Raw genomic sequence first — 21,788 nt, 5'->3', positions numbered from 1 at the left:
TCAGTACCTCTCTGGTTAAGCGGATGCCGGGGCATCCGCTGGGCTGGGTTCGGTTTCGATCGCGCTTTCGCGCCGGGCTTGTTCGGCCGCCACGGTGGCCGCCTCGCGAGCGGATGCCGCACCGTCGGCGGCGAGCGCCGCCGCGGCCAGGTCTTTGGCCTGCTCCAGGGTGTAGTGGGCGAGGCTCTCGCGCACGTCGGCGAGCGCGGACGGTGACATCGACAGGCTGGTTGCGCCGAGGCCGACCAGCACGACGGCGAGCAGCGGGTCGGCCGCGGCCTCGCCGCAGATCCCCACCGGCTTGCCGAGGTCCGCTCCGGCCGCCCCGACGTCGGCGACCAGGCGGAGCACCGCCGGGTGCCACGGGTCCTGGAAATGTGCGACGGAGCCGAGCATCCGGTCCGCGGCGAGGGTGTACTGGGTGAGGTCGTTGGTGCCGATGGAGGCGAAGTCGGCCTGCTGCAGCACTCGGTCGGCCAACAGGGCCAGCGACGGCACCTCCACCATGACACCCGCCGTCTTCAGGCCGAGCTCGTGGGCGAGGGTGACGAAATACCGGGTCTCCTCGACGGTGGAGACCATCGGGGCCATCACCCAGACCTCGGCTTCGGTCTCGGCGTCAGCCCTGGCCAGCGCGGTGAGCTGCTCGCGCAGGATGTCCTCGGAGGCGCGGAGGGCGCGGAGGCCGCGGAGGCCGAGCGCCGGGTTCTCCTCGTCGGCGTCGTTGAGGAACGCGAGCGGCTTGTCGGCGCCCGCGTCGAGCGCGCGCACCACGACCTTCTTGCCTGGGAATTCCTTCAGCATGCGCCGGTACTGGTCCTGCTGCTGGGTGACGGTCGGCGCGTTGGCTGCAGCCAGGAAGAGGAACTCGGTGCGGAACAACCCGACGCCCTCCGCCCCGAGTTCGACCGCCTTCGCGGCACCGTCGGCATTTCCGAGGTTCGCCAGCAGCGGCACGGGCGTGCCGTCTGCGAGCGCCCCGGGGCGCACCGGCGCATTCGCCCGGGCGGCCCGTTCGGCGATGCGTGCGGCGGCGTCGGTTTTCTGCGCGGGGGTGGGTGACGTGATGACGACGCCGTTGGCGGCATCGACGATGATCTCGTCCCCGTCGACAAGTCGGCGGGCATCCGCTGTGCCGACCATCGCGACGATGGACTTCTCGCGGGCCAGGATGGCGGTGTGTGAGGTGGGTCCGCCGTCGCTGGTGACCAGGCCGAGCACCTTCTCCAGGTCGAGCAGGGCGGTGTCGGCGGGTGCGAGGTCACGGGCGACGAGGATGAACGGATGCTCGGGGTCCGGCACGCCGGGCGCCGGCAGCCCGGCGAGCTGCGCGACGACCCGCTGGGACACGTCGTCGAGGTCGGTGGCCCGTTCGGCCATGTACCCGCCCATGGCGACGAGCATGTCGCGGAAGGCGGCGAAGGCCTCGAAGGTCGCCCGTTCCGCGGTCTTGCCCTCGGCCAGCCGGGTGGTGACGTCGTCGCTGAGGGTGGGGTCTTCGGCCATCATGGCCTGGGCTTCGAGCACGTCCTGGGCGGCTCCGCCGGCGCGCTCACCGCGGTGCATCAGGTCGGCGGCGACGGCGGCCAGCGCCTTCGACGCCCGGTCCCCCTCCGCGTCGGGGGTGAGCAGGCTGGGGCTGACCGCCGGTTCGGGTAGCGGGTCGGGCATCCGCATCACGGTGCCGACGGCCACACCCTGGCCGATACCAATTCCACGCAGTTCCATCACAGCTCCTCGAGGTTTGTTGCGGGCACGTTGGCTCCGGGCGCGTTCGCAGCGGATGCCGCCCGGCCACTCGCTGCGGCGGCCCGGCTATTCGTCGTGGTCGGTGAGGAGCAGCTCGGTGAGCTGGTCCAGGACCGTGTCGGCGGCGTCGCCCTCAACCGCCAGCGTGACCTCGTCGCCGTGGTCGATGCCGAGCGAGATGACCCCGAGGATGCTGGCCGCATTGACGGCCTTCCCCCCAGTCTTCGCGATCGTGACCGTGGCGCCTGAGGCAGCAGCTGCCTGGGTGAAGAGCTTCGCGGGCCTGGCATGCAGCCCGTGCGTCGAACCGATGCGGACAGTGCGTTCAACCATTGCGTGGCCTTCCGTTGCGGGCGTCCATTCTGACTTTCACCATAACCGCAACCGGGAGCGAGGTATACAGCCCCGTCTACCGCGGTCATGGCCGGGCTCCCGCCGCGTCGAGGGCGAGGCCGAGGGCTTCCACGCCGTCGCGGGCGGCGAAGATGGTGGAGGGCAGCAGCACGACGGCGACCCCGATCGAGGCCGCCTCGTCGCGCAGGTCGTCGTACAACCCGGCGAGGTGCGGACCGATCAGGAGCACATCGAGGCCGGCCAGGCCGGCGGGCAGCTCGGATTCGCTTCCGGCGGAGATCTGCAGGTCAAGGCCGCGTTCGGTGGCCGTGCGGCGCATCCGGTGGGCCACGAAGGTACTGGACGCGCCGGCACCGCAGACGATCAGAATCTTCATCGATTCGCCTTCCGTGCTGGGGTGCCGCTGGTGCCGTTCTTCACTAGAGCCTCCCGCGCTTGCCCCTGCTGCGCCAGTAGAGCCGTTTCCGCACCCCCGGAAGCCCGGCGCGTTATTGCCCGAAGCGGCGCGACGGGGATCAACTCGTGATTGACTCGTCTGGACGACGGAATGGCATGTGATGAGCGACAAGCGGACACGGATGCTGGACTACCTGTCCCAGACGCCGGCCTGGGTCACCGCCGGCGAACTCGCCGACCACCTGTCGGTGACCCCGCGGAGCGTCCGCAGCTACGTGACCGCGGTCAAGACGGCGGCGCATCCACTCGATGTGATCGAGTCAGGGCCTTCCGGGTACCGGCTGAACCGTGACGCGTATGCCGCCTACCGCACCGGGCAGGCCGGCCAGGCCGGTCACGGCCGGATGACGGAGGCCGACACCCCGGCCGACCGGCTGTACCGCCTGGTGCGCCGGCTCACAGATTCGGCGTCGGGGCTCGACGTCTACGAACTGGCCGCCACCCTCTTCGTCAGCGATTCGACGATCGAGGCGGACCTCGGCAAGGTGCGGTCGATGCTCGCCGGCACCGACCTCGCGCTCACCCGGCATGGGCCCACCGTCGTCCTCACCGGCTCTGAGACCGACCGGCGCCGGCTGCTCAGCCGGATGTTCCGCGATGAGAGCGCCCGCGGGCTGCTGCAGCTGGAGGAGATCCAGCGGGAGTTCGCGTCCGAGAGCCTCGGTGCGTTCAAGACCGACCTCCTGGCGATGCTCGACGGCCAGGGCTACTTCGTGAACGAGTACGGCACCGACAACGTGCTGCTGCACCTGGCGATCGCGGTCGACCGGGTCGGCAAGCGGCCGCCGGCATCCGCTGCCACCCTGCCGCCCGCCACGCCTGCGAGCCAACTGGCCGGCTCCCTCGCCCACCTGGTGACCCGCCACTTCGGGGTCGAGCTCGGCGGCGACGACCTCGAATACCTCGCGCTGCTGCTGAGCACCCGGGTGATCACGCCGGGGCACGACCAGCCGGCATCCGCTCTGGTCGAAAGCTTCGTGCGGGAGGACGACCTCGAGATCGTGCGGCGGATCACCCGCCGGGCAGGCGAGGAGTACCTGGTCGACCTCTCGGACGAGAACTTCGTGGTGCGGTTGAGCCTTCACGTGCGCAACCTGATCAACCGGGCCGCCGACCGCTCATACTCGCGCAACCCGCTGACGCGGTCGATCAAGACGTCGTACCCGATGACCTACGAACTCGCCGTGTACATCGCCAGTGAGTTGCAGCGCCAGGAGCACATCGTCGTCAACGACGACGAGATCGCCTACATCGCCATGCATGTGGGCGCGCACCTGGAGCAGCAGACCCGACGGCGGGAGCTGGTCAGCTGCGCCATCGTCTGCCCCAACTACTACGACATGCATGTGCTGCTGCGTGAACGGATCGAGCGGGTGCTCGGCGACGAACTGGAAGTGGTGGCCGTCGTCACGCGCAGCGACCTGGACTGGGGCGCGCAGGGCGCCGACCTGGTGCTGACCACGATCGAACCCCGACTGCACGCGGACGGGGTCATCGTCATCCAGCCGTTCCTCACCGAGGGCGACATCGATCGCATCCGGCAGGCCGCGAGCCGGGTGCGGCGGCTACGGCGACGGGCGCAGATTAAGGACGAGCTGCTGAAGTTCTTCGACGAGTCGCTGTACCTGCGGAACTTCTACCCCCGCGACGAGGTGGAGATGATCCGCGCGCTCGGTGAGCGGATGCAGGCCCAGGGCATCATCGACCAGGCCTACGTCGACGGGGCGATCGAGCGGGAGCTGATGTCGTCGACCGCTTTCACCGACTACCTGGCGGTTCCGCACGCCATGGCGATGAGCGCCCGGCGCACGTCGATCGCGATTGTCGTCAACGACGCCCCGATGGACTGGGGCGACGACCGGGTGAACGTGGTCGCGATGATCGCGTTCAGCGCGGCCGGTCGGGCCAGCTTCCAGTCGGTGTTTGACCAGTTCGTCGAGGTCTTCGCCGAACGCGCCGATGTGCAGCGCCTGGTCAAGCGGTCCACCGATTTTGCGTCGTTCATCGACGAGCTCGTGCACCTGATGGACCAGTAAGCCGCGCCCGGCGAGTCGGCGAGCCGTGGCCAGCCCCGTCCGGGGCGTCCGGGGGTCCGGGGGCCAGCCCCGTCCGGGGCGTCCGGGGGTCCGGGGGCCAGCCCCGTCCGGGGCGTCAGGGGTCCGCGGGGCTGGGCGTCCGTGGGTCCGGGGTCCGCGAGGCTGGGCTCCGGGCGTCCGGGGCGTCCGGGGCGTCCGGGGCTCGGGGCGTCCGGGGTCGGGCGAGATAAGCCGGCTGAACGCCGCTGCGCACATCGCCCGGCCACAGCATCCGCTGTCAAATTGACGACGCGCGCGGTGAACGCCACTGCGCGCATCGAATTCATCATGCGCAGGGGCGTTCATCCCGCGTGCCGGCGCCCGCTCGCATTCCGGGCGTACCGCCCATGGGCGCACCCGACACGGCCTACGCGCGTGCGCGCAAAGCGCCGCCTCCGAGCCGGACCGGACGGCACTTTGCCCGCACGCGACGAACCGGCCAGCCGAACGGGACGGGACGGGTGATCGCCTGATCACACGCGTGCGCGCAAAGTGCCGCCGCCGCGGCGGGCGGGACGGCACTTTGACCGCACGCGACGAATCGGGCGGTCAAACGAGAAGGCGTACCCACACCCGTGCGCGCAAAGTGCCGCCTCGGGGCGCGCAGGGGCGGCACTTTGACCGCACGCGGGGAAGGGGGCAGGCGAGCGGAAAGCGCCGAGCTAGCGGGAAGGGTCAGGCGAGCGGGACAGGGGTGATCCCCAGCGGCGCGAGGGCTGCGGCCCCGCCGTCTGCGGCGGTCAGCACCCAGATGCCGTCCTTGTGCACGGCGATGCTGTGCTCCCAGTGCGCGGCGGCCTTGCCGTCGGAGGTCGCGACGGTCCAGTCGTCATCACGGGTGTACGTCTCGATGTCCCCGAGCACGACCATCGGCTCGATGCAGACGACGAGCCCGGGCTTGACCTCCGGGCCCTTCTGCCGCACGCGGTAGTTGAACACCGGCGGCGCCTCGTGCATCGAGCGGCCGATGCCGTGGCCGACGTAGTCGGTGAGGATCCCGTAGCTGCCCTGCGTCTCGATGTAGTCCTCGATCGCCTCACCGACCTCGTTCAGGTGGCGGGCACTCGCCAGGCGGGCGATCCCCCGCCAGAGCGACTGCTCGGTGACGTCGGAGAGCTTCTGGCGCTCGGCGGTGAGCTCGGGGCGCGACGGGTCGGGCAGCACCATGCTGAACGCGGCGTCCCCGTTCCAGCCGTCGATGATGGCGCCGCTGTCGATGGACACGATGTCACCGGGTTCGAGCGCCCGCCCAGAGGGGATGCCGTGAACCACGTCATCGTTGACGGATGCGCACACCGTGTGCCGATATCCGGGTTCCAGCTTGAAGTTGGAGGCTCCACCGCGGGAGACGATGGCCGCCTCCGCCGCGGCGTCCAGGTCGAGGGTCGTCGCACCGACCCGGAGGGCGGCCCGCGCGGCGTCCAGCGAGGCTGCCGTGGCGAGCCCGGGGGCCAGCATCAGGCGCATCTGCGCCGGTGACTTGTAGATCGAGCGACGGATGTTCATCGCCGCAACCAAGCGGACTGCATCAGGAGAAGGCCAGCTCGTCGACCTCGCCGATGCCACGTGCGGCCAGCGCGTCACGGACGCGGACGGCGACCTCGTCGACGGCGCCGAGGCCATCGACCTCGATCAGCAGTCCCTGCTCGCGGTAGACCTCGATCAGGGGTTCCGTCTCGCGCAGATACACCTCCTGGCGGTGGCGGATCGCCTCCTCGGAGTCGTCCATACGTCCCTGCTCCTGAGCACGCTTGCTCAACCGTGCCACGATCTCCTCCTGGTCGGCGACCAGGCGGATGACCGCTTCGAGCGGCTTGCCGCTGTCCTCCAGCAGCCCGTTCAGGTAGTGCACCTGCTCGAGCGTGCGGGGGTAACCGTCCAGAAGGAAGCCGTTCTGGGCATCCGCTTCTGTGAGTCGCTCGGTGACCAGCGAATTGGTGAGCGAATCCGGCACATAGTCACCGGCGTCGACGATGGCCTTGACCTGCAGGCCGAGCGGCGTGAGGTTCTTGATGTGGTGGCGGAAGATGTCACCGGTGGAGATGTCGGGAATGCCGAACCGCTCGCCGATGAATTGCGCCTGGGTGCCCTTGCCGGCCCCGGGGGGCCCGACGATGAGCAGACGCGCACCCCGGGCGCGGTTGCGGTCGACGATGCCGGTGTCAGCCCCGCTCAACGCAGCAACCCTTCGTAGTGCCGCTGCTGCAGCTGGGAGTCGATTTGCTTCACAGTCTCCAGCCCGACGCCGACGATGATCAGGATGCTTGCCCCACCGAAGGGGAAGTTCTGGTTCGCGCCGATCGCCACGAACGCGATCAGCGGGATGAGCGCGATCAAGCCGAGGTAGATCGAGCCGGGCAGGGTCACCCGGGTGAGCACGAAGTCGAGGTACTCGGCGGTGGGTCGTCCGGCGCGGATGCCGGGGATGAACCCGCCGTACTTCTTCATGTTGTCGGCGACCTCTTCAGGGTTGAAGGTGATCGCGACGTAGAAGTAGGTGAATCCGACGATGAGCAGGAAGTACAGCAGCATGTACAGCGGGTGGTCGCCCTTGGTCAGGTAGTTGGTGATCCACACCACCCATGCTGCGGGTTCCTGTCCGGCGGCCGGCTGGTTGAACTGTGCGATCAGCGCCGGCAGGTACAGCAGTGACGACGCGAAGATGATCGGGATCACGCCCGCCATGTTCACCTTGATCGGGATGTACGTGTTGTTGCCGCCGTATGTGCGCTTGCCGACCATCCGCTTGGCGTATTGCACCGGGACTCGCCGCTGCGATTGTTCGACGAAGACCACGGCGGCCACGATCAGGAGCCCGATGATGAGCACCACGATCAGCGTCTCGATGCTGCGCTCCTGGGCGATCGCGAACAGTGAGGCCGGGAATCGGGCAGCGATCGACGTGAAGATGAGGATCGACATTCCGTTGCCGATGCCCTTCTCCGTGACCATTTCACCCATCCACATGATGACGCCGGTGCCGGCGGTCATGGTGATGACCATGAGCATGATGGCGTACCAGGCGTCGTTGGTGAGCAGCTGCGAACACTCAGCAGCACCGGATGTCCCGAACAGCGCGCCGCTGCGGGCGACGGTGATGAGGGTGGTCGACTGGAGGATGCCGAGCGCGATGGTGAGGTAACGCGTGTACTGCGTCAGCTTGCCCTGGCCGGTCTGGCCCTCCTTGTAGAGGGTTTCAAAGTGGGGGATGACCACGCGCAGCAACTGCACGATGATCGACGCCGTGATGTACGGCATGATCCCCAACGCGAAGATGGAGAGCTGGAGGAGCGCGCCACCGCTGAACAGGTTGACCAGCTGGTACAGGCCGCTGGCGTCCTGGTTGGCTGCGAGGCAGGCTTGAACATTGCCGAAGTCCACGAACGGGGTCGGAATGAACGATCCCAGGCGGTACAGGGCAATGATCCCAAGTGTGAACCCGATCTTCCTGCGAAGGTCCGGCGTGCGGAAAATCCGCGCAATGGCGCTAAACAAAAGGCCTCCAGTTATTAACGTTGATCGAGCTTGTCGAGATCACACCACCGATTACTCGATTGGTGGACTCAACAAGCTCGACCAGCGTCTACGGACTTACTTGACAGAGCCACCTGCGGCAACGATCTTCTGCTCAGCTGAGCCGGAGACCTTGTCGACTGCAACGTTCAGCTTAACCGCAATGTCCCCGTTGCCGAGAACCTTGACCTTTTCATTGTTCCGCACGGCACCCTTGGCGACCAGGTCGGCGACGGTGACGTCGCCCCCGGCCGGGTACAGCTCGGCGAGCTTCTCCAGGTTGACAACCTGGTACTCGACGCGGAACGGGTTCTTGAAGCCGCGAAGCTTCGGGGTGCGCATGTGCAGCGGCATCTGGCCACCTTCGAAACCGATGCGCACGGTGTAGCGCGCCTTCGTACCCTTGGTGCCACGACCCGCGGTCTTACCCTTGGATCCTTCACCGCGGCCGACGCGGGTCTTCGCCGTCTTCGAACCGGGAGCGGGACGAAGGTGGTGCACCTTCAGAACGTGCTCGCGGGTCTCGGCCGGCTCGGCCTTTGCCTTCTTCGGGGCGGCGGTCTTCGCGGGCTTGTCAGCCGCGGCGACGGTGTCGTCCTTCTTGGCGGAAGCCTTGGCCGGGGCCTTGGCGGCCGGAGCCTTCGCAGCCGCAGCCTTGGTGGCCGGCTTCGTGGCGTCCGACTTCGCGGCAGCCTTCTTCGGGGCGGCCTTGACCGCGTCAGACTTCGACGCGGTCGCCTTGGAAGTGGCGGGCTTGTCAGCTGTGTTCTTCACAGCTTCCTTCTCGTCAGCCATTAGTCAATCTCCTCGACCTTCACCAGGTGGGCGACGGTGTTGACGTAGCCACGGTTCTGCGAGTTGTCCTCACGGATCGTGACGTCGCCAATGCGCTTGAGGCCGAGGCTTCGAAGCGTGTCGCGCTGGTTCTGCTTCTCACTAATTTTGGACTTGATCTGTGTGACCTTGAGGCGCGCGGCCATCAGGCACCTGCCTTTGCTGTCGCTGCAGCTGCTGCTGCATCGGCATCGGCACGCAGGAAACGGGCCGGGGCCACGTCTTCGTAGGAGAGGCCGCGACGAGCCGCAACCGCACGCGGCTCTTCGAGCTGGTGCAGGGCCTCAACCGTGGCGTGCACGATGTTGATGGTGTTCGACGAACCGAGCGACTTGCTCAGCACGTCGTGGATGCCGGCGCACTCGAGTACGGCGCGCACCGGGCCACCGGCGATAACACCGGTACCTGCTGCGGCCGGACGGAGGAGCACGACGCCGGCGGCTGCCTCACCCTGCACGGGGTGCGGGATGGTCAGGCCGACGCGGGGAACGCGGAAGAAGTTCTTCTTCGCTTCCTCGACACCCTTGGAGATGGCGGTCGGGACCTCGCGGGCCTTGCCGTAGCCGACGCCGACCAGTCCGTTGCCGTCGCCGACGACGACGAGTGCGGTGAAGCTGAAGCGACGACCACCCTTGACGACCTTCGAGACGCGGTTGATGGTGACGACGCGCTCCAGGAACTGGCTCTTGTCTGCGTCACGGCTGCCGCGATCGCGGTTGGGGCTGCGCTCACGGCCACCGCGGCGAGCCTCACGAGGCTCGTTCTGCGGGGGGGCCGTTGAAGCGGCAGTTTCCACGGGCGTTTCAGTGACTGCTGCCACTTCAGGCTCCTTGTTCGTAGCGCTGTTAGTAGTTTCAGTGCTCACAGGTTCAATCCACCCTCTCGAGCTCCCTCGGCGATGGCAGCGACGCGACCTGCGTACTTGCTTCCACCACGGTCAAATACGACTGCTTCGACGCCGGCAGCCTTGGCGCGCTCGGCGACGAGCTCGCCGACCTTACGTGCCTTGGCGGTCTTGTCGCCGTCGAACGTGCGGAGGTCAGCCTCCATGGTCGACGCGGATGCGACGGTGAAGCCCTTGCTGTCATCGACGACCTGCACGAAGACGTGACGGGCCGAACGGTTGACCACCAGGCGGGGGCGCACGGCGGTGCCCTCGATCTTCTTGCGCAGCCGGGTGTGCCTGCGTCCGCGGGCAGCGGCCTTGCTCTTACCTCTAGTTCCGAGACCCATGGTTACTTACCACTCTTTCCGGCCTTGCGGCGAACAATCTCGCCGGCGTAACGCACACCCTTGCCCTTGTAGGGCTCCGGCTTGCGAATCTTACGGATGTTGGCGGCGACCTCGCCGACGGCCTGCTTGTCGATACCGCTGACCGTGAGCTTGGTGTTGCCCTCGACGGTCAGGCTGATACCAGCGGGCGGGTCGATGAGGACCGGGTGCGAGAAGCCGAGGGCGAACTCGACCGAGTTGCCCTTCTGGGCGACGCGGTAACCGGTACCGACGATCTCGAGGCCCTTGGTGTAACCCTGGGTCACCCCGATGATCTGGTTGGCGATCAGGGTGCGGGTCAGGCCGTGCAGCGAACGCGAAGCGCGCTCGTCGTCCGGACGGGTGACCAGAACCTGGCCGTCTTCGATCTTGGCTTCGATCGGGCTGGCGACGGTGAGGGTGAGCTCGCCCTTCGGGCCCTTCACGGTGACGAGCTGGCCGTCTGCCGTGACAGTGACCCCCGCGGGGATCTCAATGGGAAGTCTTCCAATACGCGACATTGTCGGCTACCACACGTAGGCGAGAACTTCTCCGCCTACGCCCTTCTTCTCAGCCTGGCGGTCGGTGAGCAGACCGCTGGAGGTGGACAGGATGGCAACGCCGAGGCCACCGAGAACCGTGGGGATCTCCGTCGACTTTGCGTACACGCGGAGGCCGGGCTTCGACACGCGCTTGATCCCGACGATTGAACGCTCGCGATTCGGGCCGAACTTGAGGTTCAGCGTCAGCGTCTGGCCGACCTTGGCGTCGGAGACGCTCCAGCCGGAGATGTAACCCTGAGCCTTCAGGATGTCTGCAATGTGGGCCTTGAGCTTGCTGTGCGGCATAGACACGGTTTCGTGGTACGCCGAGTTAGCGTTGCGCAGTCTGGTCAGCATATCTGCGACCGGATCTGTCATTGTCATGTTGTGGTGCCTTTCTCGCCTGGTTTCGTTCACCCGGTACACGGATGACGACCTGTGGTGGTGATGGGGCTGAACGGTTGTTCAGCCCCGGTGGAGCTTGTTGCGCTGGTCGAGCCTGTCGAGACCCTACTGGTTCTCTGCCGTCTTGAACGGGAAGCCGAGCGACTTCAGGAGCGCACGGCCCTGGTCGTCGTTCTTCGCGGTCGTGACGACGGTGATGTCCATACCGCGGATGCGGTCGATCCGGTCCTGGTCGATCTCGTGGAACATGACCTGCTCGGTCAGACCGAAGGTGTAGTTGCCACTGCCGTCAAACTGCTTGTCGGAGAGGCCCCGGAAGTCACGGATACGCGGAAGCGCGAGGCTCAGCAGGCGGTCGAGGAACTCCCACATGCGGTCGCCACGGAGGGTGACGTGCGCGCCGATGGGCTGGCCCTCGCGCAGCTTGAACTGCGCGATGGACTTGCGTGCCTTGGTGACCTGCGGCTTCTGGCCGGTGATCTTGACGAGGTCGGCGACGGCGCCATCGATGATCTTTCCGTCGCGTGCTGCCTCGCCCACACCCATGTTGACGACAATCTTCGTCAGCGTCGGGATCTCGTGGACGTTGGACAAGCCGAGGTCCTTGCCGAGTGCGGCAGAGATCTCGCTCTTGTACTTCTCCTTGAGACGTGGCTGGATTTTGCCAGCTACTACATCCGTCATTACAGGTCCTTACCGCTCTTCTTTGCGTAACGAACGCGGATCGTCTTGGTGACGCCGTCCTTCGTTACCTCTTCATTGCGGAAGCCGACGCGCGTCGGCTTCTTGGTCTCGGGGTCGACGAGCGCGACGTTCGACACGTGGATCGGTGCTTCGAAGGTCTCGATGCCGCCGGTCTTGGTGCCGCGCTGGGTCTGGCCGACGCGAACGTGCTTGGTGACGAAGTTGATGCCCTCGACGATGACACGGTTCTTTTCAACCTGCACCTCGATGACCTTCCCCTGCTTGCCACGGTCGCCGCCGCGGGCCTGGCTGCGGCCGCTGATGACCTGAACCAGGTCACCCTTCTTTACTCTGGCCATGACTAGATAACCTCCGGCGCCAGCGAAATGATCTTCATGAACTTCTTGTCGCGGAGTTCGCGACCGACCGGTCCGAAGATGCGGGTACCGCGGGGGTCCCCGTCGTTCTTCAAGATCACTGCGGCGTTCTCATCGAACTTGATGTACGAACCGTCTGGGCGACGGGTCTGCTTCTTGGTGCGGACGATGACCGCCTTGACGACGTCGCCCTTCTTGACGTTGCCGCCGGGGATGGCGTCCTTGACCGTGGCGACGATGACGTCACCGAGACCGGCGTAACGACGGCCGGAGCCGCCGAGCACGCGAATGGTCAACAGTTCCTTGGCACCCGTGTTGTCGGCAACCTTGAGTCGTGATTCTTGCTGAAGCACTTTCTAACTCCTTCTATCAAGCAAGCCGCGAGGCTTACTTGGCCTTCTCGAGAATCTCGACCAGGCGCCAGCGCTTTGAGGCGCTCAGCGGGCGGGTCTCACTGATCAGGACCAGGTCGCCGATGCCGGCGGTGTTCGCCTCATCGTGAGCCTTCAGCTTCGAGGTGCGGCGGATGACCTTGCCGTACAACGGGTGCTTCACGCGGTCTTCAACCTCGACAACGATGGTTTTGTTCATCTTGTCGCTGGTCACGTAGCCGCGCAGCGTCTTGCGGTAGCCGCGCACGAGCTCAGTCTCGGCTGCGACGACCTTTTCGTCAGTCTTCGCCATGACTAGGCCTCCTTCGTCTCGTCGGCTTCAGCCGGAGCATCCGTTGCGGACTCTTCGGTCTTGGCCTTCTTGGTCTTCTTTTCGGCCTTGGCCGGAGCCTCTACCGTGACGGGCGTGGCACGGATGCCCAGCTCGCGTTCACGGATGACCGTGTAGATGCGGGCGATGTCGCGCTTGACTGCCCGGAGGCGGCCGTGGCTCTCAAGCTGCCCGGTTGCCGACTGGAAGCGCAGGTTGAACAGCTCTTCCTTGGCAGTTTTCAACTTCTCGACGAGCTGGTCGCCGTCGAACGTGTCGAGCTCGCTCGAGGCAAGCTCCTTGGATCCGATCGCCATTATGCGTCGCCCTCCTCGCGCTTGATGATGCGTGCCTTGAGGGGCAGCTTGTGGATTGCCCGGGTGAGTGCTTCGCGCGCAACTTCTTCGCTGACGCCGCTGAGCTCGAAGAGCACGCGACCCGGCTTGACGTTGGCGACCCACCACTCGGGTGAGCCCTTACCGGAACCCATGCGGGTTTCGGCGGGCTTCTTGGTGAGCGGGCGGTCGGGGTAGATGTTGATCCACACCTTTCCACCACGCTTGATGTGACGTGTCATCGCGATACGAGCGGACTCGATCTGACGGTTCGTCACGTAGGCGGGGGTCATGGCCTGGATGCCGTACTCACCGAACGAAACAGTGGTACCACCGGTTGCGTGGCCGCTACGGCCCGGGTGGTGCTGCTTGCGGTGCTTGACTCTGCGTGGGATCAACATGGTTATGCCTCAACTCCTGCTGCAACCGGTGCGGCCGCCGGTGCCTCTGCACGGGGTGCACGGCGCGGACGGTCGTCACGACGCTCGGGGCGCGACGACTTTGCGTTCGCCTGCTCGCGAGCGAGTTCCTTGTTGGTGATGTCGCCCTTGTAGATCCAGACCTTCACGCCGATGCGGCCGAAGGTGGTCTTGGCCTCGTAGAAGCCGTAGTCGATGTTCGCGCGAAGCGTGTGCAGCGGCACGCGGCCTTCGCGGTAGAACTCGGAACGGCTCATCTCGGCGCCGCCGAGGCGACCGGAGACCTGGATGCGGACACCCTTGGCGCCGGCACGCTGCGCGCCCTGCAGGCCCTTGCGCATTGCGCGGCGGAAAGCCACACGTGCGGAGAGCTGCTCGGCGATGCCCTGTGCGACGAGCTGGGCGTCGGCCTCGGGGTTCTTGACCTCGAGGATGTTCAGCTGGATCTGCTTCTTCGTGAGCTTCTCGAGGTCGGCGCGGATGCGCTCGGCCTCGGCGCCACGGCGACCGATCACAATGCCCGGACGGGCGGTGTGGATGTCGACACGGACGCGGTCACGGGTGCGCTCGATCTCGATGCGGGACACGCCCGCACGATCGAGGCTCGTCGAGAGCAGGCGGCGGATCCGGATGTCCTCTGCGACAAAGTCGCTGTAACGCTGGCCCGGCTTCGTGCTGTCAGAGAACCAACGCGACACGTGGTCGGTCGTGATTCCCAGACGGAAGCCGTACGGGTTTACTTTCTGACCCATTACTTCGTACCCTCCTCAGGAGTGGCGAGCACAACAGTGATGTGGCTGGTGCGCTTCAGAATCTGGAATGCCCGGCCCTGGGCGCGTGGCTGGAATCGCTTGAGGGTTGTTCCCTCGTCAACGAAAGCCTGTGAGATGTACAGGTCCTGCTCGTCCAGGTAGGTGTTCGAGGCATCCGCTTTGACCCGCGCGTTGGCGATGGCCGAAGCGACCAGCTTGTACACCGGCTCGCTCGCACCCTGCGGCGCGAACTTCAGGATGGCCAGGGCCTCCTGAGCCTGCTTGCCGCGGATCAGGTTGACAACGCGACGAGCCTTCTGGGGGGTAACGCGGATGTGACGCACACGTGCGGTCGACTCCACCATTTCTTCTCCTCCTTCACGTCACCGCGTTAGCGGCGACGGCCCTTCTTGTCGTCCTTCACGTGACCACGGAAGGTGCGGGTGGGGGCAAACTCTCCGAGCTTGTGCCCAACCATGGACTCGGTGACGAACACCGGGATGTGCTTGCGACCGTCGTGAACCGCGATGGTGTGCCCGAGCATGTCGGGGATGATCATCGAGCGGCGCGACCAGGTCTTGATTACGTTCTTGCTCTTGGCTTCATTCGCCGTGACAACCTTGCGAAGCAGGTGGTCGTCAACGAACGGGCCCTTCTTGAGACTGCGTGGCATCGTCTACTCCTACTTACGCTTCTTGCCGACGGTACGGCGACGAACAATGAGCTTGTCGCTTTCCTTGTTGATGTGGCGGGTGCGGCCTTCCTTCTGGCCCCAGGGGCTCACAGGATGACGTCCACCGGAGGTCTTGCCCTCACCACCACCGTGCGGGTGGTCGACCGGGTTCATGGCGACACCACGCACTGTCGGGCGAACGCCCTTCCAGCGCATGCGGCCGGCCTTGCCCCAGTTGATGTTGGACTGCTCGGCGTTGCCGACCTCGCCGATGGTGGCGCGGCAGCGAGCGTCGACGTTCCGGATTTCACCGGACGGCAGGCGCAGCTGGGCGTACGGGCCATCCTTGGCGACCAGGCGAACGGATGCTCCGGCTGAGCGGGCCATTTTGGCCCCGCCGCCCGGCTTCAGTTCGATGGCGTGGATGACGGTACCCGTCGGGATGTTCTTCAGCGGGAGGTTGTTACCCGGCTTGATGTCGGCGCCGGCGCCCGACTCCACGATGTCGCCCTGGTTCAGCTTGTTCGGGGCGATGATGTAACGCTTGGTGCCGTCAACGTAGTGCAGCAGCGCGATGCGTGCCGTACGGTTCGGGTCGTACTCGATGTGAGCGACCTTCGCGTTGACGCCGTCCTTGTCGTTACGACGGAAGTCGATTACGCGGTACTGGCGCTTGTGGCCACCGCCGATGTGGCGGGTGGTGATGCGGCCCTGGTTGTTGCGGCCACCGGTCTTGGACAGCGGACGAAGCAGCGACTTCTCCGGGGTCGAGCGGGTGATCTCTGCGAAGTCCGCAACAGATGAACCGCGACGCCCGGGGGTCGTGGGCTTGAACTTACGAATAGCCATTTCTTATTCCTCTAACCCGTGCCGCTTAGCCGACGGCCGTGAAGATGTCGATGGAACCGGACTTGAGCGTGACGATGGCACGCTTGGTGTCCTTGCGCTTGCCCATCCCGAACTTGGTGCGGCGGGTCTTGCCGACGCGGTTCAGGGTGTTGATCGACGCGACCTGTACCTTGAAGATCGACTCGATAGCGAGCTTGATCTCGGTCTTGTTCGAACGCGGGTCCACGATGAAGGTGTACTTGCCCTCGTCGATCAGGCCGTAGCTCTTCTCAGAGACGACCGGAGCGATGATGACGTCGCGGGGGTCCTTGTTGATCGCGGTAGCCATTATGCGGACACCTCTTCCTTCTGGGTCTTCGCGGCCACAAACGCGTCGAACGCGCCCTTGGTGAAGACGATGTCGTCGCTGACGAGCACGTCGTAGGCGTTCAGCTGGTCCCACGCAAGAACGTGGACCGTCGGAACGTTACGGATGCTGCGGAGCGTGAGCTCGTCGGTGCGCTCGAGTACGACCAGCACGTGCTTGCTGGTAGCGACCTGCGTGAGCAGCTCGAGGGCGGCCTTGGTGCTGGGGGTCTCACCCGAGAAGAGAGCCTCGACCACGTGCACGCGTCCACCGCGGGCGCGGTCGGACAGCGAGCCACGGAGGGCTGCGGCGATCATCTTCTTGGGGGTGCGCTGGTCGTAGCTGCGCGGCGTCGGGCCGTGCACGATGCCACCACCGGTCATCTGGGGGGCGCGGATCGAGCCCTGACGAGCGCGACCGGTTCCCTTCTGCTTGAACGGCTTGCGGCCGGCACCGGAGACTTCTCCACGGCGCTTGACCTTGGAGGTGCCCTGGCGTGCGGCAGCGAGCTGCGCGACAACGACCTGGTGGATCAGCGGGATGTTGGTCTGAACGTCGAAGAGCTCGGCGGGCAGCTCTACGGAGCCGGCCTTCTTGCCTGTGGCGTCGACGATGTCGAGGTTGGTAGCCATAGTGCTACGCCCCCTTCACTGCGTTGCGGACGAATACGAGGCGGCCCTTGGCACCGGGAACGGCACCCTTGACCAGCAGGAGGCCCTTCTCAGCGTCAACCGAGTGAACCTTGAGGTTCAGCACGGTGACACGCTCGCCACCCATACGACCGGCCATGCGCATGCCCTTGAAGACACGGCTGGGGGTCGACGAGGCGCCGATGGAACCAGGCTTGCGGTGGTTGCGGTGCGAACCGTGCGACGCGGAGACGCCCTTGAAGTTGTGGCGCTTCATGACACCGGCGAAGCCCTTGCCCTTTGAGGTGCCCATGACGTCGACCTTGGTGCCGGCTTCGAACACACCGTCAACGGTGAGTTCCTGGCCCAGGGCGTAGTCGGCGGCATCCGCCGTGCGGAGCTCGGTGAGGTGACGGCGCGGCGTGACGCCGGCCTTCTCGAAGTGGCCCGCAGCAGGCTTGTTCACCTTGCGTGGGTCGATGGCGCCGGCGGCGATCTGGACGCCGTTGTAGCCGTCCACCTCGCTCGTGCGGATCTGGGTGACAACGTTCGGGCTGATCTCGATGACGGTCACGGGAACGAGCTTGTTGAACTCGTCCCATACCTGGGTCATGCCGAGCTTCTTGCCGAGCAGACCCTTGGTGGTCTTGGTATCGGAGTAAGACATGGGTTCCCTTAGAGCTTGATCTCGATGTTGACGTCGGCCGGCAGGTCGAGGCGCATAAGCGAGTCGACGGCCTTCGGCGTCGGGTCAATGATGTCGATCAGACGCTTGTGGGTGCGCATTTCAAAGTGCTCCCGGCTGTCCTTGTACTTGTGAGGCGAACGGATGACACACACCACGTTCTTCTCGGTCGGAAGCGGCACGGGGCCGACGACGGTGGCACCCGCACGGGTGACGGTGTCGACGATCTTGCGCGCCGAGGTGTCGATGACCTCGTGGTCATACGACTTAAGCCGAATGCGGATTTTCTGTCCCGCCATGTCGAACTCTCTCTCTGTCAAGGCGTCTTACCTCCCCCGTCTTAGGTTGTGACGGGGCGGCATTGGACGCCGTAGTAGCACTACTGCTGTCGCACCACTGTTCTTCTGTCAATGTCACCTGCGGGATGGCATGGGTTTCCCCCGGCCATCCTGCGAGTGATTTAAGCTTTGTTCTGCTACCCGCGGCCTAGCCCCCGGTTCCTGCTGGAACGAGCTATGCACTGCCTGGCAGTGATCCCACAGCGGCGCGCAGCGCACAAGCGGGAATGTTGAACTAGACGAGTCTGCCACAGGTTTACCCCTTTGTGCAACCCGGGCGTGTCGCGCTCGGCGTGTCGCGCTCCCCCGTCGTTCCGCGGGAGTCACCCCTCCGGCCCCGGGCCCGCGCTCATGGCTCTGGCCCGGGCAGCGGCTCCCCCGCCGCCGATGCTCTGCGGCAGTTACGCCGCTATGCGGCAGGCGTGCCACCCGCGTAGCGGCGCAGCTGCCGCACAACGCCGAAAACGTCGACCGGGGCATCCGTTGGCGCGTCTTTCAGCTGGCCCGCAGCCGGCGACGGCCCGTCGGCAATCCCATGTTCACCAGCCTGGACCTCAGGTGCGCCTGGTTGAGGCCGATCGACGCGTTCCAGCGCGTGAACAGCTTCACTTCGCGGCGAATCGCGTCTTCGCGCTCCTTCTCCAGGAAGATCGCTTCACCGGTCGACTTTCCGGCGAGCATCCGGGGGTCGAAGTACTTGCCGCGCCCATCGGCCTCACCCACCGCGTCGAAGTCACGCCAGTAGAAGTCGGTCTCGTAAGAACTGCCCTCGATGGAGAACGGATGCTGCAGTTCCGGTTCCGGGAAACCGCTGAGGGCGATGTTGACGCGGCTGCCGGACTCCAGCGGCGAGCCCGACAGGTGGGTACCGAACTCGATGATCGCGCGGGCGCGGGTGGAACCGCGGAACGGGAGCATGCGCTCCCAGGTCGCGCGCAGTTCCGCTTTGGTCGTCAACGGCGCATACCGTCCGCGTCGATCGACGAGCAGTGCGCGGTCGACGACCGCAACGCCGGACTTGAGGTCGATGGTCGCGGCAAGGTCGACGACGGTTCGGTTGACGGTGGTGAGCAGGAGGCCGTCGATTTCGGTGACATCCTCCCCGGTCAGTCCGAGGGTGTGCCGCCTGATGCCCGGGTTCGATCGGCCACCCGCCGCCCGGTCGGTGATGAAGTGGACTTCAGCGGGCCACGGCACGAGAATCGGCAGCCCCCAGAGCACAGCCGCGGAATGATGCGACAGCGCTACAGTGCCGCGGCGTTCAAGCGCGGCTCCCCGCACCCGAAGCGCGTATCGCTGGTCGACGTTCAGCTCTGCCCAGTTGCGGGCGTCGAAATACACGCCCCGTGAAACCCGGTGAAATCGCCCGCTTTCTGCCTGCCGTCGCAGCCGGAAGTCTGCGCCCAGCGCGGACCTGATGTCGCTGGAGAGGATGAGGCCGCCGGGGGTGGCGGGTGGGGTCTGGAGAGCAGGCATGCCCTCGACTGTGCTCCGCGGGACGCGGCGAATGAGCCAGGCGCGTGCAATCTGTGGACAGCGGCCCTCCTCCGTCCGTTGTGGAGGAGGATCCGTGACGATGCGCTCTGGCCGCGATTCTGGCGTTATGCGGCAGTTGCGCCGCTATGCGGCAGGCGTGCCACCCGCATTGCGGCGCAGGTGCCGCACAACGAGGAACTGGTGCTTAGGGCAACGGGTCTACTGGTTGCCGATCTTGTCGTCCGCGGCCTTGCGGGCGCCGTCGATCTGCTCGTCGAACTTGCCTCCGGTGACCTTGCTGGCCGCATCCGCCACCGCACCGAGGATCTTGTCGCTGGCCTCCTCGGCCTGCTCGCTGTTCAACGCCTTCTTCACCTTGTCGTCGGCCAGGAACTCCTGCGCCTTCTTCGTGATGTCGTCGAGTCCCATGATCTCTCCCTGTCTGAGGCCACGGCACAGCCGCAGCAGTGCCCACGATACGACCCGCCCCGCCGGCGAACAATAGCCGGGCGTAAGTCACCGGCGACACCCGCCGCGCTCGGGTGCAGTATGAAGTCATGACAGACACACTCCCCCCTGCCGTGCGCGTCGGCCACGGCAGCGTCTCGGTGACCCGCACCGGGAACCGCACGTTCGATGGCAGCAATGAACGCGGCAGCACGCTGAAGATCGGCCCAGCGGATGCCCCCGGTCACTTCACTCCCGGTGAACTGCTCAAGCTCGCCCTGGCCGGTTGCGCGGGCATGAGCTCTGACCGGGTGATCGCCCGGCGGCTCGGCGACGAATTCCAGGAGACGATCTGGGCGCACGGCACCTCAGACCTCGATGAGGACCGCTACTTCGCGATCGACGAGGAAATCCTGCTCAACCTGGACGCGCTGGAGCCGGCCGAACGGGCGAAACTGCTCACCCTCATCCGCTCGTCGATCGACCGGAGCTGCACGATCGCCCGCAGCGTGAAGGGGAGCATCGAGCTGAGCAAGACGGTGAACGGCGAACCGCTGCATCCCTAGCGGGCGCAGTAGGCGCGACCTCCGGAGCGCACCAAAAAGGGGCCGGCCCGAAGGCCGACCCCTGATCAGTGAAGCGGTACTACTTGATGACCTTGGTCACCGTTCCGGCGCCGACGGTGCGGCCACCCTCACGGATTGCGAAGCCGAGGCCCTCTTCCATGGCGATCGGCTGGATCAGCGCGACGGTCATGTCGGTGGTGTCGCCGGGCATGACCATCTCGGTGCCCTCGGGCAGCGTGATGACGCCGGTGACGTCCGTGGTGCGGAAGTAGAACTGCGGGCGGTAGTTCGCGTAGAACGGGTTGTGACGGCCACCCTCATCCTTGGACAGGATGTAGGCGGTGCCCTCGAAGTCGGTGTGCGGCGTAACCGAGCCCGGCTTGACGACAACCTGGCCGCGCTCGACGTCTTCGCGCTTGGTGCCACGAAGGAGCAGACCACAGTTCTCGCCGGCCCATGCCTCGTCGAGCTGCTTGTGGAACATCTCGATGCCAGTGACCGTGGTCTTCTGCGTCGGGCGGATGCCGACGATCTCGACCTCGGAGTTGATCTTGAGGGTTCCGCGCTCGGCGCGGCCGGTGACGACGGTTCCACGACCGGTGATCGTGAAGACGTCCTCGATCGGCATCAGGAACGCTTTGTCCTTGTCGCGAACCGGGTCGGGGATGAAGTCATCGACGGCCTGCATGAGGTCGAGGATGCTCTGGACCCACTTCTCGTCGCCTTCAAGCGCCTTGAGGCCCGAGACCTGAACGACGGGGGCGTTGTCGCCATCGAAGTTCTGGCTGGAGAGCAACTCGCGAACCTCGAGCTCGACGAGCTCAAGGATCTCTTCGTCGTCGACCATGTCGGACTTGTTCAGCGCGACCAGGATCGACGGAACGCCGATCTGGCGGGCGAGCAGAACGTGCTCACGGGTCTGAGCCATCGGGCCGTCGGTAGCGGCAACCACGAGGATCGCGCCATCCATCTGGGCAGCACCGGTGATCATGTTCTTGATGTAGTCAGCGTGACCCGGGGCGTCGACGTGAGCGTAGTGACGCTTGGGCGTCTCGTACTCGACGTGCGAGATGTTGATCGTGATACCGCGCTGGCGCTCTTCTGGAGCGGAGTCGATCGACGCGAAGTCGCGCTGAACGTTGGTTGCGGACGGGTACTTATCGGCCAGGACCTTGGAGATCGCTGCAGTCAGCGTCGTCTTTCCGTGGTCAACGTGACCGATCGTTCCGATGTTTACGTGCGGCTTAGTCCGCTCGAACTTGGCCTTGGCCACTGTGGGTCCTCCTCAGGACTCTTGTGCAGATTCACCCGCCGCTGGTAGGCGGCCCTGA

Annotated in this window: 31 protein-coding genes; 2 read left to right on the top strand and 29 right to left on the bottom strand. The window is 65.8% G+C overall.

Features of this window, described 5'->3' with window-relative positions:
* Positions 1-15: 15 nt before the first annotated feature.
* The 3 genes from ptsP to AB4Y94_RS11355 form a co-directional block, all read right to left on the bottom strand.
* Positions 16-1,728, bottom strand: coding sequence for a phosphoenolpyruvate--protein phosphotransferase (gene ptsP, locus AB4Y94_RS11365; RefSeq protein ID WP_441727932.1), 1,713 nt, complete (start codon positions 1,726-1,728; stop codon positions 16-18).
* 87 nt (positions 1,729-1,815) lie between these two features.
* The gene (locus tag AB4Y94_RS11360) at positions 1,816-2,082 is read right to left on the bottom strand and encodes an HPr family phosphocarrier protein (protein WP_441727931.1); all 267 of its coding nucleotides are present in this window, start codon (positions 2,080-2,082) and stop codon (positions 1,816-1,818) included.
* Positions 2,083-2,167: 85 nt separating this feature from the next.
* Positions 2,168-2,479, bottom strand: a complete 312-nt coding sequence (locus AB4Y94_RS11355) for a PTS sugar transporter subunit IIB (protein ID WP_441727930.1) — start codon at positions 2,477-2,479, stop codon at positions 2,168-2,170.
* Between the two features lie 181 nt (positions 2,480-2,660).
* Here AB4Y94_RS11355 and AB4Y94_RS11350 point away from each other — a divergent pair, with 181 nt between their 5' ends.
* A complete protein-coding gene (locus AB4Y94_RS11350; protein WP_441727929.1) occupies positions 2,661-4,595 on the top strand; it encodes a BglG family transcription antiterminator in 1,935 nt (644 codons plus the stop codon).
* A 714-nt stretch (positions 4,596-5,309) separates the two neighbouring features.
* On the opposite strand, the gene map is transcribed toward AB4Y94_RS11350, so the two are convergent.
* From map to AB4Y94_RS11225, 25 genes are all read right to left on the bottom strand, one after another.
* Positions 5,310-6,140, bottom strand: coding sequence for a type I methionyl aminopeptidase (gene map, locus AB4Y94_RS11345; RefSeq protein WP_441727928.1), 831 nt, complete (start codon positions 6,138-6,140; stop codon positions 5,310-5,312).
* Between the two features lie 22 nt (positions 6,141-6,162).
* A complete protein-coding gene (locus tag AB4Y94_RS11340) occupies positions 6,163-6,789 on the bottom strand; it encodes an adenylate kinase (protein ID WP_441727988.1) in 627 nt (208 codons plus the stop codon).
* A 17-nt stretch (positions 6,790-6,806) separates the two neighbouring features.
* Positions 6,807-8,129 carry a preprotein translocase subunit SecY gene (gene secY / locus AB4Y94_RS11335; protein ID WP_441727927.1) on the bottom strand — a complete coding sequence of 441 codons (1,323 nt, stop codon included), beginning with the start codon at positions 8,127-8,129 and terminating at the stop codon, positions 6,807-6,809.
* A gap of 96 nt (positions 8,130-8,225) precedes the next feature.
* Positions 8,226-8,942 carry a 50S ribosomal protein L15 gene (rplO, locus tag AB4Y94_RS11330; protein ID WP_441727926.1) on the bottom strand — a complete coding sequence of 239 codons (717 nt, stop codon included), beginning with the start codon at positions 8,940-8,942 and terminating at the stop codon, positions 8,226-8,228.
* A complete protein-coding gene (gene rpmD / locus AB4Y94_RS11325) occupies positions 8,942-9,127 on the bottom strand; it encodes a 50S ribosomal protein L30 (protein ID WP_441727925.1) in 186 nt (61 codons plus the stop codon). Before rpmD ends, rplO begins: the two co-directional genes overlap by 1 nt.
* Entirely contained in the window at positions 9,127-9,801 is a 675-nt protein-coding gene (gene rpsE / locus AB4Y94_RS11320) for a 30S ribosomal protein S5 (RefSeq protein WP_441727924.1), read from the bottom strand. The genes rpmD and rpsE overlap by 1 nt, the downstream gene beginning before the upstream one ends.
* 41 nt (positions 9,802-9,842) lie before the next feature.
* Complete coding sequence (rplR, locus tag AB4Y94_RS11315; RefSeq protein WP_441727923.1) at positions 9,843-10,214, bottom strand: 50S ribosomal protein L18; 372 nt, start codon at positions 10,212-10,214, stop codon at positions 9,843-9,845.
* A 2-nt stretch (positions 10,215-10,216) separates the two neighbouring features.
* Positions 10,217-10,753, bottom strand: coding sequence for a 50S ribosomal protein L6 (gene rplF, locus AB4Y94_RS11310; protein ID WP_441727922.1), 537 nt, complete (start codon positions 10,751-10,753; stop codon positions 10,217-10,219).
* A 6-nt stretch (positions 10,754-10,759) separates the two neighbouring features.
* Positions 10,760-11,158, bottom strand: coding sequence for a 30S ribosomal protein S8 (rpsH, locus tag AB4Y94_RS11305; RefSeq protein WP_441727921.1), 399 nt, complete (start codon positions 11,156-11,158; stop codon positions 10,760-10,762).
* Positions 11,159-11,284: 126 nt separating this feature from the next.
* Complete coding sequence (rplE, locus tag AB4Y94_RS11300) at positions 11,285-11,863, bottom strand: 50S ribosomal protein L5 (RefSeq protein WP_441727920.1); 579 nt, start codon at positions 11,861-11,863, stop codon at positions 11,285-11,287.
* Positions 11,863-12,222, bottom strand: coding sequence for a 50S ribosomal protein L24 (gene rplX / locus AB4Y94_RS11295; RefSeq protein WP_441727919.1), 360 nt, complete (start codon positions 12,220-12,222; stop codon positions 11,863-11,865). The genes rplE and rplX overlap by 1 nt, the downstream gene beginning before the upstream one ends.
* Before the next feature lie 2 nt (positions 12,223-12,224).
* The gene (rplN, locus tag AB4Y94_RS11290) at positions 12,225-12,593 is read right to left on the bottom strand and encodes a 50S ribosomal protein L14 (RefSeq protein ID WP_130488199.1); all 369 of its coding nucleotides are present in this window, start codon (positions 12,591-12,593) and stop codon (positions 12,225-12,227) included.
* 34 nt (positions 12,594-12,627) lie between these two features.
* Positions 12,628-12,924, bottom strand: a complete 297-nt coding sequence (gene rpsQ / locus AB4Y94_RS11285) for a 30S ribosomal protein S17 (RefSeq protein ID WP_441727918.1) — start codon at positions 12,922-12,924, stop codon at positions 12,628-12,630.
* Between the two features lie 2 nt (positions 12,925-12,926).
* Positions 12,927-13,259 (bottom strand): 50S ribosomal protein L29, encoded by a 333-nt coding sequence (rpmC, locus tag AB4Y94_RS11280; RefSeq protein ID WP_441727917.1) that lies wholly within the window; start codon positions 13,257-13,259, stop codon positions 12,927-12,929.
* The gene (rplP, locus tag AB4Y94_RS11275) at positions 13,259-13,678 is read right to left on the bottom strand and encodes a 50S ribosomal protein L16 (RefSeq protein ID WP_441727916.1); all 420 of its coding nucleotides are present in this window, start codon (positions 13,676-13,678) and stop codon (positions 13,259-13,261) included. Before rplP ends, rpmC begins: the two co-directional genes overlap by 1 nt.
* Positions 13,679-13,680: 2 nt before the next feature.
* On the bottom strand, positions 13,681-14,448 hold the full coding sequence (gene rpsC, locus AB4Y94_RS11270) for a 30S ribosomal protein S3 (RefSeq protein ID WP_441727915.1): 768 nt from the start codon (positions 14,446-14,448) through the stop codon (positions 13,681-13,683).
* Positions 14,448-14,813: a 50S ribosomal protein L22 gene (gene rplV, locus AB4Y94_RS11265; protein ID WP_441727914.1), complete on the bottom strand. Its 366-nt coding sequence runs from the start codon at positions 14,811-14,813 to the stop codon at positions 14,448-14,450. The genes rpsC and rplV overlap by 1 nt, the downstream gene beginning before the upstream one ends.
* A gap of 26 nt (positions 14,814-14,839) precedes the next feature.
* On the bottom strand, positions 14,840-15,121 hold the full coding sequence (gene rpsS / locus AB4Y94_RS11260) for a 30S ribosomal protein S19 (protein WP_035834613.1): 282 nt from the start codon (positions 15,119-15,121) through the stop codon (positions 14,840-14,842).
* 9 nt (positions 15,122-15,130) lie between these two features.
* Entirely contained in the window at positions 15,131-15,970 is an 840-nt protein-coding gene (gene rplB, locus AB4Y94_RS11255; RefSeq protein ID WP_441727913.1) for a 50S ribosomal protein L2, read from the bottom strand.
* 25 nt (positions 15,971-15,995) lie between these two features.
* Positions 15,996-16,298, bottom strand: a complete 303-nt coding sequence (rplW, locus tag AB4Y94_RS11250; RefSeq protein ID WP_441727912.1) for a 50S ribosomal protein L23 — start codon at positions 16,296-16,298, stop codon at positions 15,996-15,998.
* A complete protein-coding gene (gene rplD, locus AB4Y94_RS11245; protein WP_441727911.1) occupies positions 16,298-16,948 on the bottom strand; it encodes a 50S ribosomal protein L4 in 651 nt (216 codons plus the stop codon). The genes rplW and rplD overlap by 1 nt, the downstream gene beginning before the upstream one ends.
* Positions 16,949-16,952: 4 nt before the next feature.
* A complete protein-coding gene (gene rplC / locus AB4Y94_RS11240; protein ID WP_441727910.1) occupies positions 16,953-17,612 on the bottom strand; it encodes a 50S ribosomal protein L3 in 660 nt (219 codons plus the stop codon).
* A gap of 8 nt (positions 17,613-17,620) precedes the next feature.
* Entirely contained in the window at positions 17,621-17,929 is a 309-nt protein-coding gene (rpsJ, locus tag AB4Y94_RS11235; RefSeq protein ID WP_005050520.1) for a 30S ribosomal protein S10, read from the bottom strand.
* A 534-nt stretch (positions 17,930-18,463) separates the two neighbouring features.
* The gene (locus AB4Y94_RS11230) at positions 18,464-19,444 is read right to left on the bottom strand and encodes a hypothetical protein (protein WP_441727909.1); all 981 of its coding nucleotides are present in this window, start codon (positions 19,442-19,444) and stop codon (positions 18,464-18,466) included.
* 219 nt (positions 19,445-19,663) lie between these two features.
* Positions 19,664-19,873, bottom strand: a complete 210-nt coding sequence (locus tag AB4Y94_RS11225) for an Rv0909 family putative TA system antitoxin (RefSeq protein WP_441727908.1) — start codon at positions 19,871-19,873, stop codon at positions 19,664-19,666.
* A gap of 128 nt (positions 19,874-20,001) precedes the next feature.
* Between AB4Y94_RS11225 and AB4Y94_RS11220 the strand changes: the two genes are divergently transcribed.
* Positions 20,002-20,457: an OsmC family protein gene (locus AB4Y94_RS11220; RefSeq protein WP_441727907.1), complete on the top strand. Its 456-nt coding sequence runs from the start codon at positions 20,002-20,004 to the stop codon at positions 20,455-20,457.
* A gap of 79 nt (positions 20,458-20,536) precedes the next feature.
* Here the strand turns inward: AB4Y94_RS11220 and tuf are convergent, their stop codons facing one another.
* Complete coding sequence (tuf, locus tag AB4Y94_RS11215; RefSeq protein WP_441727906.1) at positions 20,537-21,730, bottom strand: elongation factor Tu; 1,194 nt, start codon at positions 21,728-21,730, stop codon at positions 20,537-20,539.
* Positions 21,731-21,788 lie beyond the last annotated feature (58 nt).

The organism is Glaciibacter sp. 2TAF33 (genome assembly GCF_052114945.1).
Classification (GTDB): Bacteria; Actinomycetota; Actinomycetes; order Actinomycetales; family Microbacteriaceae; genus Cryobacterium.
This window is presented reverse-complemented; position numbering and strand designations above follow the sequence as displayed.